Annotated in this window: 1 protein-coding gene (cut by a window edge); it reads left to right on the forward strand. The window is 68.7% G+C overall.

Features of this window, described 5'->3' with window-relative positions:
* Window positions 1-20,196, forward strand: partial view of a WXG100-like domain-containing protein gene (locus ACZ5ZX_RS12185; RefSeq protein WP_465502037.1) — the 5' portion only. 8,154 nt of this gene lie beyond the right edge of the window; 20,196 of the gene's 28,350 nt are visible here — the first part of the coding sequence; its start codon is at window positions 1-3; the stop codon falls past the right edge of the window.

Here is a 20,196-nt window from a genome sequence, read left to right on the forward strand (position 1 = left end):
GTGAGGGAGAGCTCAGGAACCGGTGGTGGTGGTCAGCGGCCGTTGAACGGCGCGGACGAGACCACGCATTTACCGGCGAGCCTCCAGCACTTCTTCAAGGTCGTTCTCGGTATGGAGTGGCCGGAGGGCAGCGAGGGCGGGCTGAAGGCGATCAGTCACGCGTGGTCGCAGTTTTCCGACGACGTCGATGCGGTTCTCGATGAGTTGCCTTCGGTGGCCGGTCAGCTTGATCGCTCGTTCGATGGTGTGACGGCGTCGAAGATCCTGGGCTTCGTACGGGGTGATCTGGCCGAGGGCTTGGGTCAGTTGAGGGATCAGGCGGCGGCTTTCGAGAAACAGGCGAAGAACGCCGCGGCGGATATCCAGAAGAACAAGATCATGTTGATCGTTTTCGCGGCGATGACGCTCGCGGCGATCATTCAGCTGCTGTCGACGTTGATCGGCGCGGTCTTCATTCCGGTGGTGCAGATGGCCGCCCGCATCACCATTCAGGGGATTCTGCAACTGCTGAAGGCCAAACTGGCCCAGCTCACCGTTCAGCAGGTGGGTAGCCAGTTGTGGAAGCTGTCCTCGACGATCGCGAAGTGGGCGGCGGGCGGTGCGGCGCTCATGGTGGGGGTGGACGGCGGTATCCAGGGCGGTCAGATCGCGGCGGGCGATCGGGACGGGTGGGATACCGAGTCGTTGAAGGGATCGGCGATCGGTGGCGCCATCGGTGGCGCGGCGGCCGGTGTTTTCCATGGTGCGGCCCGGGGAGTCGGCAACTTCTTCTCGAAGGAGATCCGGCATCAGTTGCCAAGGGGTTGGCAGAAGACGTTCGATCTGGCGGGGCCGTCGGCGTATGCGCTGGGGCAGGTCGCGATGGTCGCGTTCAGCAATCCGGTGGTGTTCATCGCGCTCAAGGACGACAAGGGCGTCATGTGGGAGGGAATCCTGGGTGCGCTGTCCGGGCCGGGCGGTAACGGCAGGGGTGGCGGTGTCACCGGTCCTGATGCGGCGATCCTGGGGCAGTCTTTTCTCGATAACCTCGACAGGCTGGGTTTGGGGTGGCTGAAGCCGGAGACCGTCAGTGGCGGTGAGGGTGGTCAGGGGCGCGAGTCCGAGTTGCCGCCGTCGTACGACGAGGCGGTGGGGGAGCCACCACCTGAGGTGGAGAAGCCGGACAAGCTGGTCATTCCCCAGGTGGTGTCGACACCCGAGACCGATGTGTCCGCGAAGGGCGGCTCCGCGGGCACGGTGCGGGACATCGCTTCGAGGAATGTTCCGGTGGGGACGGTGTTCGGCTCGGAGGCTCCTGCACGGCAGGTGATCCGGACCGAGAGCGCGCCGAGTCTGCGCGAGTTTCTTGCCGGGGAGGAGAAGCCCGCCGTTTCGGAAGGCAGGCAGGAACGGACGGCGGGTTCCTCCGCTGTGACCGGTCAGGTCGCCGTGGCATCGAGTGACCGGCAGGCGGACTCGGGACAACGACCTGTCGCCGGTGAAGTACAGGCGGGCGGCGGATCTCGTGGCGACGCCGAGGCGGCGACGGGTGGTCGGCAGCAGACGGCCGATACGGCACGACCATCGACGGAATCCGGCGGTTTGTCGAGTGGGGTCGCGAGCACGCAACTTGCGCCTCACGCCCACGGGCAGGACCGGCCTCAGGTCCAGGCATCGGTCCAGGGGCAATCTCAACTCCAGTCGCAAGCCCAGGCCCAGACTCGGCCGCGAACCCAGGTTGATGCTCAGCCTCAAGTCCAGGCCCAGCCTCAAGTCCAGGCTGATGGCCAGCCTCAAGCCCAGACGCAACCCCAGACCCAGACCCAGCCTGGCGCGGGCTCGCGGGTGGAGTCGACCGCGTCCGCCGGACAGACCCAGTCCCGACCGGCCGGCGAGGTGTCGTCCCCCATGCGGACGACGGACCAGCAGGCTCCGTCGTCATCCCAGAGCGCCGCGCCTGACCGAGTGGCCGCGAAAGCCTCCGGCACCGTGTCGCCGTCCGACCGTGCGGTGACGACCGCGGACGGCGCCCGCCATCCACGCCCTGAGTCACCGCTGAACCGGGCCGGTGAGCAGTCGAGTGCCGCGAAGCCCGCCGCACCGCTGTCGGCACCGGAGGCGGCCACGCCCCGGACGGTCTCCGGCCCTCGGCCCGCCAGGCCCGAATCAGTCTCCTCGCACGAGCCGACTCGACCGTCCACTTCGGACGCAGAGGCTTCACGGGTCCCCGTGCGCACGCCCGCCATCTCGGAAGTGGTGACCGCGCGAGCGACCACCGGGCCGGTGGGGTCTGTCGACGATCCGGTGTCGTTGGGGGAGGTGGTGGGTGGTGTCGGGGTTGGGTTGTCGGATGTGGATTTTGTGCCGTTGCGGGATGGTGCTGGGCGTGCGGTGGGTGTGTTCTTTCCTTTGGTGGCGGGGGAGTCGGAGGTGGTGGTGTCGGCGTTCGGGCGGGGTGCTGGGGTGCCGGGTGCGTATTCGGTGGTGGGTCATGGTGGTGGTGGGTTTTCGGTTGGGCGGAAGTCGGATGGTGCGCGGGTCCGGTTGGATGAGGCTGGGGTGTATCGGTTGCTCAGTGGCCGGGAGTTGCCGGGTGGGCAGGCGTGGCGGGGTAGTCCTGAGTTGGTGGTGTTGAGTTGCCGGGTGGCTGATCCGGTGGTGGGTGATTTGCTCGGTGGTTTGCGGAAGTTGTTGCGGCAGAAGGACTACCACGGCGACGTAACGGGCCCTTCCGGACAGGCGCGGGTGTTCGAGGAAGGGCGGGTCGAATACCTCGATACCGAGTCCGATGTGGCCAGTGGGCGGCCGGCCCGGTTCGTCGATCTCGCCACGCCGGAAGTCGCGCCGATTCCGCTGCCTGAAGCCACGGGTCCGGAACCCGCACGAGGGATCAGCAGGCCGGAGAATCCCTTGGTGGTGAACTCCTGGAGCGGCCGGATCCCGACGACTGATCCGTTGCGGTTGTCCGAGGCTCAGGAGGCGGAACTGTCGGCGTTCGCGGCTCGCTTCGCGGCGAACGTCAAAGTGCTCGTCGCACAGAATCGGGAAATGCCGGATGTGCGGCTGTATGTGCACGACACCGCGAAGCGGCACCAAACCTACGGACAGGCCCAGCATTGGCTGCTCGAGGAGAGATTGCGCGCCGCGCTCCGAAAGGAGGGAATGAGCGCGCGTGGGCTTGGAATCACGTTCGACCGGCACCTGCAAGGGGCTACCCGGGGCAAAGAGCTCGTGATCTCCATCGTCGATTCACCGAACCGGTCGGCGCAGTCCTACCGGGCCGCGCGTGAGTTGAACTTGTCGTTCAACCAAGCCAACGTGGTCGAGCAGGCCAACCATGCCGACGTGTTGCCGAGTGCCGCGGTCCGGCGGTTGCGGTGGATGGTGGAGGGCCTGGTCCGGCGGGTCGGTGACAATCAGGATCCGGGCGTGACTCCGGTGCTCACCCTGCGATTGGCGACGACACCGACGATGGAGGAGGCACGGAGGAGCGGTGTCACCGCCAAGGTGAACGACGCGGTGCGGATGGCCTTGGCGGGTGCCTCCGAGGACGCGATCAGGCAGTTCATCGACAAGCACATCGAGTTGAGCGTACTCGTACGGCCTGGCCGTCCGTCGGTACTCGCGCTCGACATCACCGGCCCTCAGCATCCCCTGGACAGGACCTCCGCTGAGCCCCGGTTGACGTTGCCCTGGGGTGACGAAGCGCAGGCAATCGAAGCGCAAGACGCGGAGCCGGAGGCAGGCCCTTCGGTCGCCGGTCCGGCGGGCGGCCTGGTTCCGCTTCCCCCTGCCACCGGCACCCCGATCTGGTTCGAAGAGAGCGGCCGTGCGCCGGATGCCGCTCCGGTGGCCATGTGGTTCGCGGCGGTGTCGCATTCCGTGCCGCCGAACATGGCCGAGACCGGCCGGAACGCGCTGGCCGGTTTCTTGGATGTCCTGGCCCGCAACATGAAGCTGCTCGACCTGAACGGACGGGAGCCGCTGGACATCAGGCTGGAAGTGAACCTTCCGGTGGCAGAACGAGCGACGTACGCGGCCGGCTTCTTCGCGACGATGGAAAACGACCTGCGGACCGGACTCGCGCGGCGGGACGTCCCCCCGCGAGCGATGACGTTCGCCTTCGATCACTTGGAGAACGACCACCGCGGAGACAAGAGGCGCGGCGTCGGGATCGTCGTGCACGGTTCGGCGAATCGGCCTGCGTGGGGTTACCAAGCCGCGAGAAGTCTCGACCTGGCGCTTTCCTCGCGAGGCCAGGTGTTACCGGTGGCTGTACGGCGGCGGCTGGGGTGGATGCTCGAGGGGCTCGCCACGCGGGTGAAGGACAATGACGACTCGGTAAGGCGAACCCGGCTGATCATCGATCTGCGTGCTTCGGCGCCGCTGCTTCGTCGGCAGGCGGAAGCGATCGAGCACGAGGTGAACGCCGCGGTCCGGGAGGTGCTGCGAGGAGCACCCGAAGCGGAGATCAGCCGGTTCATCGGAGACCACATCGAGTTCCGGCGGGTTCGCGGGGACAAGGTGGCTGGACTGTTCCTCGACCTCGAAGGGCCGGAACACCCCCTGGACCGGGTGTCAGGTGCGCGCGAGCTGAAGTTGTCTTGGTCGGCCGATGGCGAGCGGGCGTCCACCGTGGATCGGAGGGAGACGGTAAATCCACCGGTCGAAGCCGCGATTCCGTTACCTGCCACGCAAGCCGCTCTTCGGCCTTCGCCGGTCGTCGGCGTGCCGGATCCCGGCGCCGAGGTGTCCTGGCGGGCCGGGTTGCCGATGAGCGGTCCGGTGCGGCTGTCACCGAAGGACGAGGCGTCGCTGGACGAGCTGGCCGAGCGCATCGCGCGGAACACCGTGGAGCTGGAGCGGTCCGGGCGGGAGCCGTTGGACATCAGGCTGCGGGTGACCGACACCGTGGAACGCCGGGCGGCGGTGTTCGAGACGCTGGAGGAACGTCTGCGGGCCGCGTTGCGGGCTCGGGATGTCGACGCGGACGCGGTGTGGTTCGGCTTCGATCGCCTGGATACCGGTCCTCAAGACGGTGAGCCGCCCAGCGCGGAGGTATCGGTGCGCAGCTCACCGAATCGCCCGGTGCGGGAGTACCGGGCCGCGAGGAAACTGGAGCTGCCTTTTCTGCCGAACAGTGTGGCGTTCTCGCAGGCTTCCTGGCGGCGGCTGGGATGGTTGATCGAGGGGTTCGCCCAGCGGGCGGACGACAGCGACGACCCGGGCCGGAGGCCTCGGCTGGTCCTGCAGCTCGGTTCCGCGCCCGAGCTGGTCCCGATGCGGACGACCGCGGTCACGATCCAGGTGGAAGCCGCGGTGCGGGCCGCGTTGCCGTGGGCTTCGGACGAGCGGATCGGACGGTTCGTCGAAGAGCACATCGAGTTCCGGCACGAGCCCTCGTCCGGGGACCCGGTGCTGGTGCTGGAGGTCGAGGGGCCGGTCCATGCCCTGGATCTGACCCAGGCCGAACACCCACCGGCGTTGTCGTGGACCGATCCGGCCCCCGGGAGCACCGAGCCACCCGCGCCGAGTCCCGGACCGCCCCCGCCGCCCGAGCCGCCCGCCCGGCCGTTCCCGTTGCCCCCTGCCCAGGGCCCCGCGCTGCGGACGAAGTTCAACGTGCACAAGGTCGGGCTGGACGCTCCGGCGGAATACAACTGGTCCGCGGCGCTTTCGGCGACCGATCCGACACGGTTGTCCGATGTGGACCGGCGCGCACTGGGCGAGCTGGCGGATCGTCTCGTCCGGGACGGCAAGGTTCCGACGCCGGGACACGAGCCGTGGGATGTCAGGGTGCATGTGACCACGAAGCACGGCCGAAGCCCTCAATACGGCCGCGCCCTGTTCGATCTGACGAAAGAAGCCCTGCGTTCCGCGTTGCAGGACCGGGGTGTCGATCCGGAAGTACTGCGGCTCGACCTGGATCACGTTTCGCACCGGGCCACCAAGGGCAAATCCGAAGGCGTCGGGATCACCGTGCATCGGTCTCCGGACCTGCCGGAGGAGGCTTATCGGAACGCGCGCGGTCTCGACCTGCCCTTTCTGCCGCGAAACGCGGCGCTGTCGCGGGCTTCCCGGCGTCGGCTGGCTTGGCTGGTGGATGGCCTGGTACGGCGCGCCGAGCAGAACAATGATCAGGACCGCCTGGTCCTCGATCTCCGCAGTAAGGACTCGATGATCGAGGATCGGGTGCGGACGATCACGGCCGACGTGAACGAGGCGGTGCGTGCGGCGCTTCCGGGGGCGTCCAACGAGCGTGTCAAGGCGTTCATCGACGATCGCGTCGAGTTCAGGCAGGCATCGTCCAAAACGTACAATCCGGTTCTGTTCATCGATGTGACGGAGCCCGCGCCCGTCCTGGACACTCCGGTCGGTGAAACGCGGGCCGATGAGCTGATTCCCTTGCCCGCGGCCACGGACGCGATCCGCCCCGCGGCGATCGCTCGTGTGCGGGATCCGGTCGCCCTGGTCGGCTGGCGGGCCGAACTTCCCGTGAGCGAGACACCGCGGTTATCCCCGGAAGAGGAGACCGCGCTGGGCGAGCTGGCGAGTCGCATCGCGCTGAACACCGTGGAACTGGAGCGGTCCGGCCGTGAGCCGGTGGATGTCAGGATGACCCTGACCGACACGCATGAGCGGCGATGGCAGTTCGGCCCGGAGCTGTTCGCCAAGCTGGAAGACGCGCTGCGGGGTGCGCTGCGTGCGCAGGGGATCGATGCGGACGCGGAGCGTTTCTCCTTCGACCGGCTGGAAAGCACTGTGACGACGGACGCGTCACCCGGTCTCGAGGTCACGGTGCACCGGTCGTCGAACCGGACCGTGCGGAGTTATCAGGCCGCCAGGGACCTCCAGATACCTTTCCTGCCGCGTACCGCCGAGTTCTCCCAAGCCGCGCGTCGCCGGCTGGGATGGATGGTGGAGGGGCTGGCCGAGCGGGTGCGGGACAACACCGACTCCGGTGAGCGGCTTCGGCTGGTTCTCGATCTGCGTAGTTCACCGAGGATGACCGAACCGCGAATGGGCGAAATCACGGCCCAGATGAACGCGGCGGTACGAAAGGTTTTGCCCGGAGCCTCGCGGGAGACGATCGAGCAGTTCATCGAGAACCACATCGAGATCCGTTCGGAGTCATCGGATCGGAACGCGGTGCTGTACCTGGACATCCAGGGTCCAGGACACGCATTGGACAGGCTGCCGACCCAGCCCCGGCTGCAGGTCAAGTGGACTGACTCTGCGGTCGGATCGGTCGGCGCGGTGATCTCTTTGCCGCCCGCGACGGGCACCTCGTCGTGGCCCCCGATGCCAGGGGCTCGTGCCGGACTGGATCCCGTCGCCGAACACAGCTGGTCCGCCGCGGTGGAGACGGATCCACCGCGACTGTCACCGGAAGATCAGGCGTCGTTGCGCGAGCTGGCGGATCGCATCGCGAGGGACTCCAGGGACCTGGAGCTGTCCCAGCGGGAGCCGTTGGACGTCAGGCTGCATGTGACGGACGCACCCGATCGACGGGAACGGTTGGCGCCGGCGCTGTTCGAGATACTGGAGGACGCTCTGCGGACGGCGCTCGAGCAGCGCGGAGTGGACCCGGAGGTGATGCTGCCGGTTTTCGATCACCTCGAGCACGATCTGCGCAAGGACAAGCCCCGGGGTGCCGGGATCACGGTGCACCGGTCACCGAACCGGTCCGTGCGGAGTTACCAGGCCGGGAAAAAGCTCGTCTTGCCCTTCCTCCCGCGTAATCCGGAGCTTTCGCAGGCTTCACGGCGTCGGCTGGGGTGGATGGTGGAGGGGCTGGCAGAGCGGATACGGGACAACACCGACCCGGATGCGCGGCCACAGCTGATTCTCGAACTGCGTACGCCGCCGATGATGGGCACGCTGCGGGCGGAGGTGGTCGCGGCCCAGGTGACCGCGGCGGTGCGGTCGGCGCTACCGGACGCCTCCGAAGCCCAGGTCAGGCAGTTCATCGACGACCACATCGGTTTCCGGCAGAGCCCCTCGGAGCGGAAACCGGTACTGCTTCTGGAGATCGAAGCCCCCGAACACCCGATGGACGGAACACCGGTCGAACCCGAGCTGGCCGCGTCGCTGATCCCGCTGCCGGCCGTCGTGGACGTCCCGTCGCGGCCTCCGATGACCGATGACCACGCTGGGACGGCTCCCGCCGTGGTCGCGGTGTGGCAAGCCGGCCTGACGACGACTCATCCCTCGCGATTGTCGCACTGGGATGAGACGTCGTTGGACGGGTTGGCGGCTCAGATCGCACGCAACAGCGTGGAACTGGGACGGCACGACCTGGAGCCACTGGACGTCAGGTTGACGGTGACGGACACCGCGGCGCGGTGGCTGGAGCACGGGCGGGCGTTGATCGAACTGGTGGAGACGCGGTTGCGGGCGGCCTTGCCGGACCAGGGTGTCGAGCCGGAAGCTCTCCGGAGCATCGTCGGTCCCCTCGAAGTCGAGGTAAGTGAAGGTGAACCGCCCAGTGCCGCGCTCATGGTGTACCGGTCACCGAACCGGTCCCGGCTGAGCTATCAGGCGGCGAGAAATCTCGATCTGGCCCTCTCGATCCTCGGCACGGAACTTCCCCGTGCCTCTCGTCGTCGGCTGGGGTGGATGGTGGAGGGGCTCGCCCAGCGTGTGCGGGACAGAACCGATGCCGCACAACGGGTACGGCTCGTCATCGAGCTGCGTTCGGCGAAGCGCGGTGTCGTGGCCCTTGAGCGGTCGGTGACCACGGCGGTGAGCGAGGCGGTACGGGCAGCGCTCCCTTCTGCGTCGGAAGAACAGATCAGGCAGTTCGTCGAGGACCACATCGGGGCGCGGCGCGTCGTCACGGCCGCCCCGGCCCTGCGTCTGGACATCGAGGGGCCGGACCACCCCCTGGACCTGACGCCCGCCGACCCGGAACCGCAGCTGTACTGGTCCGAGCCGAATCCGGTGGTGGACACCACGAAATCAGGGATCACCGGGCTGTTCCACACGGTGAACGAGGAAGGTGCCCAGCTCTTCGCGGGCGACGAAAGGAAGTTCAGGACGTTCGGCACCTGGCTGGGTGAGAAGATCCTCGGCCAGGAACCGGACGTGGAGCTCCCGGACGTCCGATTCACGGTGCGGCTGCAGCGAGGCTCGGGCGACACGGCCCTTCAAACAATGGTGCGGGACTACCTCCTCGGCTTGGTGCACGAGGGGATGCGGGAAGGAGGGGTGTCCCCGGACACGGCGCAGAACTTCGCCTTCACCTGGTCGTGGGCCAAGGACGCCGGCGGCTATGACGGCCTCGTCTCCGTGCGGTCCCAGGTCACGCCGGGACGAACACCGGATCACTACCGTCAAGCACGCACACTCGTGGATTCCTTCTTGAGCTCCCGCACACAGCTACCGGTGGCCGTGAAACGGCGGATCACCTGGGCGCTGGAGGGTTTCTTCGGTCGGTACGCGGCCGGGGCGGCCGAGCGACCGACCTTGTTCTTCGACCTCACCGGTTCGCAAGCGGTCGCTCCGGAGCGGCTGAAGGCGCTCGAAGAGTTGACTTCGAAAGTGCTGACGGAGCTGTGGAACGCTCGTGGACGACGGTTCGGCGTGCCTCCGGTCGAGCAGATCATGCGCGAGCACGTACGGATGGAATGGCGTCCGACGCTGAGACTCCCGCACAAGCACAGCTTCTCGCTTCGGGAGACGATCCAGGGCGAGGCCGGTGTGCCGGTGCCGGAGGTGACGGGACCGGTAGCGGCGCGCCCGGAACAAGCGTCGAACGCCCCGGCAGAAGCGGTGGAGGCGGATTCGCCGGAAAGCCCGGTCGACGAATCGGGTGACGTGATCATGTCGGACGCGGGCGAACCGGTCTTCACGACTCCGTCACCGTTGCGATGGCCGGAGCGAGGGGAGGGATCGGGTGATCGACCGTCCGCGGACGACATCGACGCGGAAATCTTCGCGTCGATGGGATTCGATCCCGCGGACTTCGCCTACCTCGGTGATACGCCGGACAGCGTGACGTTGGATCGCCCAGTGGGGTCTGTCGACGATCCGGTTTCGTTGGTGGAGGTGGTGGGTGGTGTCGGGGTTGGGTTGTCGGATGTGGATTTTGTGCCGTTGCGGGATGGTGCTGGGCGTGCGGTGGGTGTGTTCTTTCCTTTGGTGGCGGGGGAGTCGGAGGTGGTGGTGTCGGCGTTCGGGCGGGGTGCTGGGGTGCCGGGTGCGTATTCGGTGGTGGGTCATGGTGGTGGTGGGTTTTCGGTTGGGCGGAAGTCGGATGGTGCGCGGGTCCGGTTGGATGAGGCTGGGGTGTATCGGTTGCTCAGTGGTCGGGAGTTGCCGGGTGGGCAGGCGTGGCGGGGTAGTCCTGAGTTGGTGGTGTTGAGTTGCCGGGTGGCTGATCCGGTGGTGGGTGATTTGCTCGGTGGTTTGCGGAAGTTGTTGCGGCAGAAGGATTACCACGGCGACGTCAGTGGTCCGGCGACTCCGGTGGAGATCCTCCGGGACGGCACCGTCCGCGTCCCCGACGGTGCTTCCCCCGCGGAAGACTCGGTCAGGCTCGCCGTCGACACGGGACTGCCGGAAGTCGATCAGGACGCGCGGATGTTCACCGAGGACGTGCTCGCCGCGGTCGACGGCAGACCGGCCCCGGAGATCCGTGCCGAACCGGAGACGAGTTCGCTCGCCGACTCCGGACGCGTCCCCGAAGAACCGCCGAAGCTGCCCGAAATCGAAAGCGAAGCGGCCCGCTTCATCGAAGAGCTCTTCGACGATCTCGACGAGCACGTGTCGACAGCGACGCCGCCGGTGGGGCTGCGGCGGAACAGCTGGGTTTCCCTCCAGTCCGCACACTCCGACTTCGTCAGTGAGTCGGTGCTCGAAACACAGTACGGAATTCCACGACAGGACCAGCGCCGATTCCAGAAGATGGCCGACCGGTTCGGAGTGGTGTTCGATGTCCGCCCGGCCAATCCCGCCTCCGTCGGCTGGCGAGCCAGGGGCGCGGTGCCCAAACCGTTGGAGCTCAAGGCCAAGACGCTCAACGAGCTCGACGTCCACCTGGGAATGGGGCGGGAGCGGATCGGCCTGGTCGCCTACTTCGAGCCACTGCGGCCGGATCTCGCCACCGTGCCGCAGGATCTCCGTGAACGGGTACTGAAGAGATACGAAGATCGCTCGGCGGAGTACACGCAGCTCGCCGAGTCCATGCGCGGACTGGAAGAGTCCGGCCGGTTCCGGGTCGTCGACGGCGTGGTCCAGGAACGCAAGGGCGAGGGCTTCCGCAACGTCACCGGCGACAACGACGTGTACGACATCCGGCTGCCCGAGGACGGGTCGAGTCTGCACGAAGCCGACTACGAGCGGATGGTGTACCTGCTCACCGGGCGTGAGATGGGTGTCGAGCACGGTGCGCTCAAGTACTGGGAGCCGGAGACGGAGTTCCAGCGCAAGATCCGCGACGACATCGACGAGCACCATCGGACCGTGCCGCTCGTCCGCTTCGGGCCCGGGCTGCCGCCTACCCTGGTCCACGTCGGTGACGATCAGGGTGAACGCCGCCCTTCGACCAAGCCGGCCGCGGCTCCCGCGCCCCGGCCGAACCTGACCTCCGCCTATCGGCCCGAGCCGGTGGGCACGGAGCATTTCGAGTCACTCCGGCCGTTGCAGGCGGAGCGCCGTGCCGACGGCGCGTTCCCGGCTTTCGGCCGCCCGGACACCGGTACCAGGACGGCGTACCGGCCGCCTCTGCGGGTCGCGACCGACAGCACGCTGGGAATCAACGGAACCCGCTCGGTGGACGACGGCGGCGGTGTGCTCGAAGCGAGGGAGTTCTTCGCCACCGACGAGGTGCTGGACAGGGCACGTGAAGCGTTGCGGCGCACCAGGACCGGCATCGGGCTGGAGGTGCGGGATTCCCGGCTCGTGCTCGACGGACACGGCCGTCAGCAGGTGCTGCACCGGGTGGTACCCCGGATGCCCGAGCGGCTCACCGACGATTCCCGTGGCTTCGCCGGGATCGTCCACGGAGCCACCCCCGACACACTGCTGTTCGAAGCGCCCGGTGGCCGGACAGCGACGGCCAGGATCGGCACCGACGACGGTACGGAGGTGACCGGCGCCCTCAACCTCGCCGAAGGACTTTCCGAAATCGTCGAGCACGGCGATCCGTCCACAGTGGACACGAGCCGGGCGGCGGAGATCGCCGCACGGGACACCGATGGCTCCCCGGACCGACCGCTCCCCGGCCACCGCTACGGGCGGATGTTGGACCACGCTCCCGAGGTACATGAGCAGCGGGCACGGCTTGACGAAGCCGCCCGGCGGATGGGGGTCAACCAGTTCGCGTGGGCTGAACCCGGGCAGGTGTACGTGCGGTCCTCGATTCCGGGTGAAGGTGCGGACGGCCGTCCCGACCACACGGACCGGGCCGGGGTGCGGCGTCCGGCGGGGTACCACTTCGCCACCGTGATCGCGGAGAGCACCGACGGCCGCACGCAGATCACGCTGGAGAACCACCCGCACACCACCGAGCAGGACGCCGCCGTCCGGGAAGCGATCGAGCGCAACCTGGTCCACCACCACGCGGAACTCGGGAACCTCTCCTCGGAGCTGTCGAAGCGGATGGAGCGGGCGCGGACGGCCGGAGACGACGCCGAGGCGACCCGGCTGGGGCGCCATCGAGAACTCGCCGAAGCCCTTTCCGATATCGCGAGGACCGGTTACGACCGTGCCGACCCCTCGGCCCGGCACCGAGCCTGGCAGGCGATGGCCGCCGAACTCGACATCCTGCCGGGCCCGGATCGATGGTTCTTCCGGATGTACACCCGTGAACCGGGCGAGACCTTCTTCGACCAGCAGGCGTTGCTCCATGCTCCGGATGGCAAAGCCCCGGGTGTCAACCCGCTGGTGACGACGGCCCTCGGCGGGCTCGGCGAGATCCCTTCGGCGAAGGTGCCGTTCGCGCCGGGCCGGTCGACCGCGGACACGGCCGCCCTCGCCGGTGTCCGCGCGGTCGCGCGCGACGTCGCCCGCGCGGCGGTGCTTCGAGGGGACCTCGGGCTGGGGCCGGTCAAGGTGACGATCACCGGGTACGGCGGCGGGAACGGCTTCTTCCCCGGATCGCTTGACACGACCGCCCAGCGGCGGGCAGGCCAGGTGCGTGATCACTTCCGCGGGGCGCTGGCCGAAGAACTCGCCACACTCCAGGGGGACGACCGGACCGTCGGCGTGCGGGATGTCGAACTTCGCGTCGAAACCGGCCGCTTGCCGTCGGATCGGGCTTCGGCGGACCGGCACCGGGTCACCGTCGAGGTCGCCCTCGACGACGGTCCGAACACCCCCGAGAAACAGGCCGCCACCGGGTACGACCGTGTCGTTCACGGGCTGCCCGAACTGGAGCTTTCCCGATCCGAGCTGCGGGCCAGGCTCGCCGAGTACACCGCGCTGGCCGTCGAAGGCGCACTGGAGCACCATGCCCTGCCCGACGGCACCAGGAAACGGTTGATCGCCCTCGATCGTTCGCTCGCCGCGCTACCCGAAACCGGCAGGGCACGTGTCCGCGCTCTCGTCAACGAAGCGCTGCTGGCCGCCTCCCTCGTGCCCACTCGAGAACAGGCCCGCCCGCCGAAGCGTTCCCATGGCGGTGTCGAGGTGGACAGGAGGGCTGTTCAGCCGGTGACGCCCGCCCGGCTCACCCACTTGCTCGACGAGCTGAACATCGGCATCGCGAGCGGCGCGGACCCGTTCACATCGGGCACCTCGTCGTTGCACGGCCTGGTCGTCCCGGCCGACGCCGAGCTGCCGGTGCGCCTCGCCGCGTTGGGTCTGGTGAACCTCAGCGTCAGCGCCCGGATCGCCCTCGGCACGGACCCACTGTTCACCGCGTTGTCGAAGAATCCGGCGGCGCTGACGGAAGCCTTGTTCGCCGCCGCCGGGAACGAGGAGCAGTACTTCCTCAACACGGCAGCCCCGGCCGCCGTCGACACGAGCGTCCGCGGAAGGGTGCCCACGCTGGCGGGACTGCTGCAGGTGGGCGGTGCGGTGGCGGACGCAACCGAACACGGCCTCGCCCAGGCGAGCGCCGAGAGCCGGGCCGAACCCGACCGGCCGTTCGGCCGGACCCTGGAGGAGATGGTCCGGAAGCGGGTCGCCGAGGCCCGGGCCGAGTTCTCCGGTCTCCAACAGCGCGCGCTGCGCCTGGTGGGCGCGGACCAGGCCGACAGCGCGGTGCGGCGGGAATGGCATGAGCTGACCGCGCGCTGGGCCCGGTCCATGCAGAAACTCGCCGCCGCCGACCTGAACGTCGACCAGGTGCCGGTGCTCACCCGGAACGTGCTGCGTGACAGCCGGATGAGCAGGATGCTGGTGTCACCGCTGATCGTGGACCGGGGAAGCCGTCGCCGCGGCCGGGTCGGTCACGAGTCCTATGTGGAGAGGATGCGCCGTCGGCTCGCGCCGGACACGGACGTCACTCCGGTCGGCTCCGCCACGCGGCCCGACATCTCCTTGGCCGAGGGGCTGCGGACAGAGGACGGACGGACGTCGTTCTGGGCGCGGGTGGCCGAGACCGGTGGCGCCGTGTTGTCCCTTCCACACCACGCGGTCCACGTGCAGGCCACCACGGTGAACGACCGCCGGATGTTCGTCCTGAACGATCCGAAGGACGCGTACTCGGCCCTGCTCACCCCGGACGAGTTCGTGAAGTGGGCGGCCTCAGTGCAGGCCTACGCGAACGCGAAGTTCCTCCCGGACGACACCGCCGACGCCGCGAGGGTGGCCACGACGGAGAGCGCGGAATCGGCAGGAGAACCCGCCGCCCTCGACGACGGCGAAACTTCGGTGCCCCGGGTCGACACGGAACAATCGGACGTCGTTTCCACCTCCGGCCATCCCCGGGTGGGGAGGCGGCCGAGCATCGCCTCGTCAGTCGGGGAGATCTCTCCCTTCGACCTGCGTCGTACGGCGAGTGAGCCCGAGCTGACCCGGTACCGCACCTCCAGCCGCACGTCGTCGCGAGGACGTGAGACACCGCGCAGCGACAGCCCTGGAACCCGACTGCACGATGGGCGGCATCTCTCGCCCGGGAGGCGGTTCGGTGGCGACGACAGTCTGCTCCAGGTGCCGGTCCGTCGATCCACCGGTGGATACGCCGGCGCTTTCTTCCCCACGCACGAGTCTCCCCTCGAGACGTCCGCGCTCTGGCGTACCCCCTTCGACCACCTGCCCGAGACGATCCAGGAACTACCGGAGGACGCCGACAGCGTGGTTCCCGACGGCGAACTGTCCGAAGTGGACAGTTCGCTTCCGGAGACGGCGATACCCGACGATGCCGATACGGCCTTGGCCGTCTGGTCGGAGCCGCTTCTGGAGGTGTCCGGCCGGGTCGCCGAACGAGCGGAAGGCGTGCTTCCGTCAGCGGTACCGATCGAGCAGGCGCGAGTCGAAGCGGAGAGGCTGGTACGCGCGCTGCCGTCCGTGCTTTCCGCCGTGGATGAAGACACCTTCCAGTTCCTGCATGACGGCCTGACGTCGATGGTCGTCGATCTGATCGCCGACGGGGCGACGCCCGAGGCGGCTTGGGAGGAAGCGCGTGTCGCGCGATTACGGGACGAGCTCGAAGCGTTGCGCGGCCCGGCGGAGGAGGCGCACTACACGCTGAGCGCGGAGGAGATCCGCGGGCCGGCACCCGAACCCGAGGCTTCTCCCGACTCGGTCGCCGATGCCGAGCAGGCGCTCGACAAGTGGCTGGTACCGATCATGGCGGCGTCAGGGCGGCTTGAGGACCTGGAGGATTCGGCGGAAACCGCGACCGTGGTCGAGCACGCGCGGGCCGAGGCCGAGGAGTGGGCGGGGGAGTTGCCGTCCGGGACGGGCATCGTGGACGAGGAAACGCGCCAGACCTTGCACGACGGTCTGGTCTCGATGCTGACGGATCTGATCGCCGGTGGCGTGAGCCTTGCGGACGCCTGGGAGGACGCCGATGTTTCGCGCTTGCGCGAAGATCTGGAGTCGCTGCGTGGCGAGGCGGAGTCCGCGCATTACCGCAGGACCGCGCTCGAAATGCTGGAACAGCGGACGATGGGCAAGTGGGAGAGGGCGATCTGGGGGGCCTCCGCACGGGTGGAGGAGCGGGAGGAAGGTTCGGTGCCGTCGGTGGTGCCGGTCGAGCAGGCGCGAGCCGAGGCCGAGCGCTTGGCGGGCGGACTGCCGTCCGCGGTGCCCGCCGCGGACGAGTGGTCACGGCGGACCCTGCACGACGGCCTGGTGTCGATCCTGACCGAGCACATCGCCGGGGGAGTCAATCCCCGGGTCGCCTGGCACCGCCCGGATGTGGTCCGGCTGCGCGGAGATCTGGAGACGTTGCGCGGTCCGGCGGAAAGCGCGCACTACACCCGGACCGCGATGGAGATCTTGGGGCAGGTCCGGCCCGGCGGGGCGAACGAACCGGCCACCGGGCAGGTGACCGAGCCTGCCCCGACCGAAACGCGGTCGAAGGCACGGCGGGTGTGGGAGCGGTGGGAAGAGCGGGTCGGTGAAGCCGTCGAACGGGTGCGGCAGCTTGAGCAGGCCGCGCCGCAGGCGGTGGCGTCCGCCCGGCAGACGGTCGAATCCCTGATCGGCGGGCTGCCCCGGGCGGCCGCGGGTACGGACACCACCGCCCGGCAGCTCGTCCACGACGCACTCTCGACACTGCTGACGGAGCTGATCTCGGCGGGCGCGTCGCCTCGCGCGGCCTGGGACCATCCGGACGTCGCGCCGCTGCGAGAGAGTGCCGAGTCGTTGCGGGAGCTGTCCAGCGTCCGTACGCACTACACCGGCGTGCCGTTGGCCCTGACCCGGTTGCCCGCCTCGGTCACGACGTCCACGCCGGCGCCGCCGGATCCGCACGAGCCGGTCGGTGACGACCACAGCGTTCACTCGGACGAGGACATGCCGATATGGACGGCCGACGGACGCCACGAAGCGGACACCCGGGGGCCGGCGGAGTGGCTGAGCGAGCCCCGTCGCGCAGACGGGCTCGTCCCCGAGCCGGGCCGGTTGTCCGCGGCGGTGGCCGAGTTCGAGGCTCGGCTGTCCCCCGATCACCGGCAGGTGGCGTCGTTCCGCGAAGAGGCGACGGCGTTGCTCGGCGAGCGTCCCGCTCCGAGGGTGGGTTACGGGCCCGATGCCGCCGAGCAGCAGCGGTTGTGGCGGTCCATGGTCGATTCGGTGGCCTCGGCTTTGTCACGGGATGCGGATGCGGAGGGCCTGGCCTCGGAGCTACGGGCCGGATTCGAGCGGCTTCGTACCTTCGATGACCTCGCCGCGTGGGCCGAAACGCAGCTGGCGCGGTTCCGGAATCGGATCGAACAGGCCAGGGCGCGGTTGGCCGAAAGGCGGCAGGACGCGATTCCGGACGACCGACTCCAGGAAGGGTGGGAACGGTGGAAGGAGCAACTGCGGTGGCGGGAGCAGTTGCGTCGGCAGGAAGCCGAGGACCTGCTGGGCGCGTTGCCGCCGACGGTGCCGGGCGGGGCACCTGAGCGGATCCGGCAGGCTTTCCATGAGGGCATCACGACGATGCTGACCGACCTGCTTCTCCACGAGGAGCACCCGACCTACGCCTGGACCGAACTGGGTGACGTGCGGCAGGCGGCCGAGGCCGTCCGCCTGAGCAGTCGTCAGCTGCGGGACGCCACACCGGAAACGCCGTTCGGACGGTTCCCCGAGCCGGGCCGCGGGTTCTACAGCGAGGACCTGCGGGAAGAGGAGCTGCCGACCTACGACGAAGCACAGGATTCCGGGGCCACGCGGCACTCCGACGGCGCACCGGGCTATACCGCGCATCCCGTCGCCGACGAGCCCCCGGCTTACGAGGACAGCCTGGCCCGGTTCGACGACGACACGCAGGAGATGCTGCCCTACCAGGTGGAGCAGATGGCCGACCTGCTCGCCCAGCTCCCGCGCAACGAGATCGTCGCGCTGCGGACGCGACTGCTGCCCCAGGTCCTGCCGCCGGAGGGGCTGACGCCGGACGAACTCGCGCGCCGGTTCCCGTTGCACGACCTCATGTTGAGCGCACTCGCCTATCACACGTTCCTCGAGGGGGAGCAGCCCGGCGCCGTGGGGGAACGTGCCCGGATGCTCGCACTGCTCGACAAGCCGGGGATCAACGACACGTTGGGGACCGCTGCCCGGCGACGTCCTGTCCTGGACGACGCCCACCACGCGCTGCGGAACATGTTCACCGTCGCGAGGTCCTACGCCGAGACGTCGTCGGAGCCTCAGTCCGCACCACGACCGGAAAGCACTCTGACACCGGATGTCGATCTGTCCGAAGTGGACTTCGTTCCCCTGCGTTCGCGCTCCGGCGTGGTGGTGGGCGTGGGCTTCCCGCTTTCGGACCAGGAGCGGGGCGTACTGCGGGAAGCGTTCGAGAACCGCGCCGTGGTGGAGGGAGAGTTCAGCGTTCCGCTGCACCATGGGGAGGACGGCTTCTCGGTCCGCACCAGGAACGGGCGGATCGTGTCGCTGGACGAACGCGCGGTGGTGCGACTGCTTTCGAGCGTCGAATTGCCGGGGGACGCGAGTTGGCGGCAACGGTCGTCTGTGGTGTTCCTCAGCTGCCGGGTGAGCAGCCCGCGGTACGGAAACCGGATCGTCGCGCTCGCCGAACTGCTCCACGATGCCGGTCTCCGGGGCGATGTGCACGGCTTCGACACCCGCGTGGAGGTCCGGCGGGACGGAACGGTGCGGCCGTTGCTCGACGGCGCCGAGCCCGCGGAGGGAGCCGTGGTCTTCGCCGCGCCGCCGGCCCCGGTTCAGCTCCAGCCGGGGCCGTCGGCCGCGGGTGGTCTGCTGCTGCCGGCGGATGCGGCGGCGGCCGCGTTCTGGGAGGACGTCTATACGTCGCTGCCGACGGGCGACGGTATCGATGCGCGATCGTTCTACGTTTTCGCGACCGCCGACGAGCAGGGGTTCGTCGTCGGCGGAAAGGTGGTGGACACGGCGGCTCTGGCCACGTGGGTCCGGGAAGCCGGAAACTACCAGGACTTGCTCGTCCGGGATCCGGACGCCGAGGTCGTCCTCGTCGTCGACGGTACGGCGGGGGAGCCGACCCTGGTGCACGAGGCCGGCCGGTTCGCCGAGCAGTTGAACCGTGACGGGACCTACCGGATCGTCTCGCTCCTGCCCGCTTCGCCCGGGACCGCCCAGGACGGCGGATCATCTCTGCTGGATGTGGCGGAGCGCCGGATCGTCTCGTCACCGCCTTCCCGGCTTCGGCGCAAGCCGCTGATCAACGCCCACGGCAGGGAGAGCGGTGCGGCGTTCTTCACCGACGACAGCCGGATCACCGCTTTGTCCGCCCTCGCGAGATGGTCCACCGACGCCACCGAGCGGAGTGTCGGCAGGCCCGGTTTCGACCGCGAGGGCAAGCCGGTGATCGTCGAGCAGGTGCAGGAGTGGGCGCCCTCGACCAGCGGAAGCCGGACGCGGCCACGTTTCCTGTTCCTGGAGAGCGACGGAGGCGCGAACCCGCTCTTTGCGGCCAGGGGCGAGCATGGAACGGGCCTGCCGCTCGGTCCGGTGGAGATGGCGCACGCGGTGGTGGCCGGTGCTTTCTTCGCCAAGGTGGCGGGTGGCGTTCGTCCTCCACTGGTGCTGTTCACGGTGACGCCGGTGCCTTCGGCCGCGGACCGGCTCAACGAGCGCTTCCTCGCGGCCCTGCGGCGCCTTGCCGGCCCCATGCAGGCTTTCACCGGATCGGGGCCCTTCCTGCCGCGACCGTTTACCGGCTATTTCCAGGTATTGGGTACCGGATTCGTGTCCCATCCCCTCCGCGCGTCGGATGTCCGCATCGAGCGGTACGGCCCGGTGTTCGGGTTCCCGAACGACGCGAACCCCGGACAGACGGAGGCGTTGCGCGGATTCGCCGCGGCGCTCGCTGAGGGCACGACGTCGGTGGCAGGCCCCTGGGGCGACAGGCGACCGGTGTTCGTGTCGCCGGACGCGCTCGCGAAGTACGCCAGGCTCGGGACGACCGATGGGATGCTGAGCGAAACCGGTGGCGCGTCGGTCGCGAACATCCTGCTGGAGCTCCCGGAGTTCGCCGCTCTCGTGCGGGATCGGTTCCGGCCGGTCGTCCTGCTCGGCCACGCCACCGGAAACCGGATCAATCATGGTGGATTCGGTTTCGATTTCGCCGGTGCGCTGAGAAAGCAGAAGCTCTTCAACGACGTCTTCGCCCCGATTTCC

The organism is Amycolatopsis sp. NPDC033938, assembly GCF_055575975.1.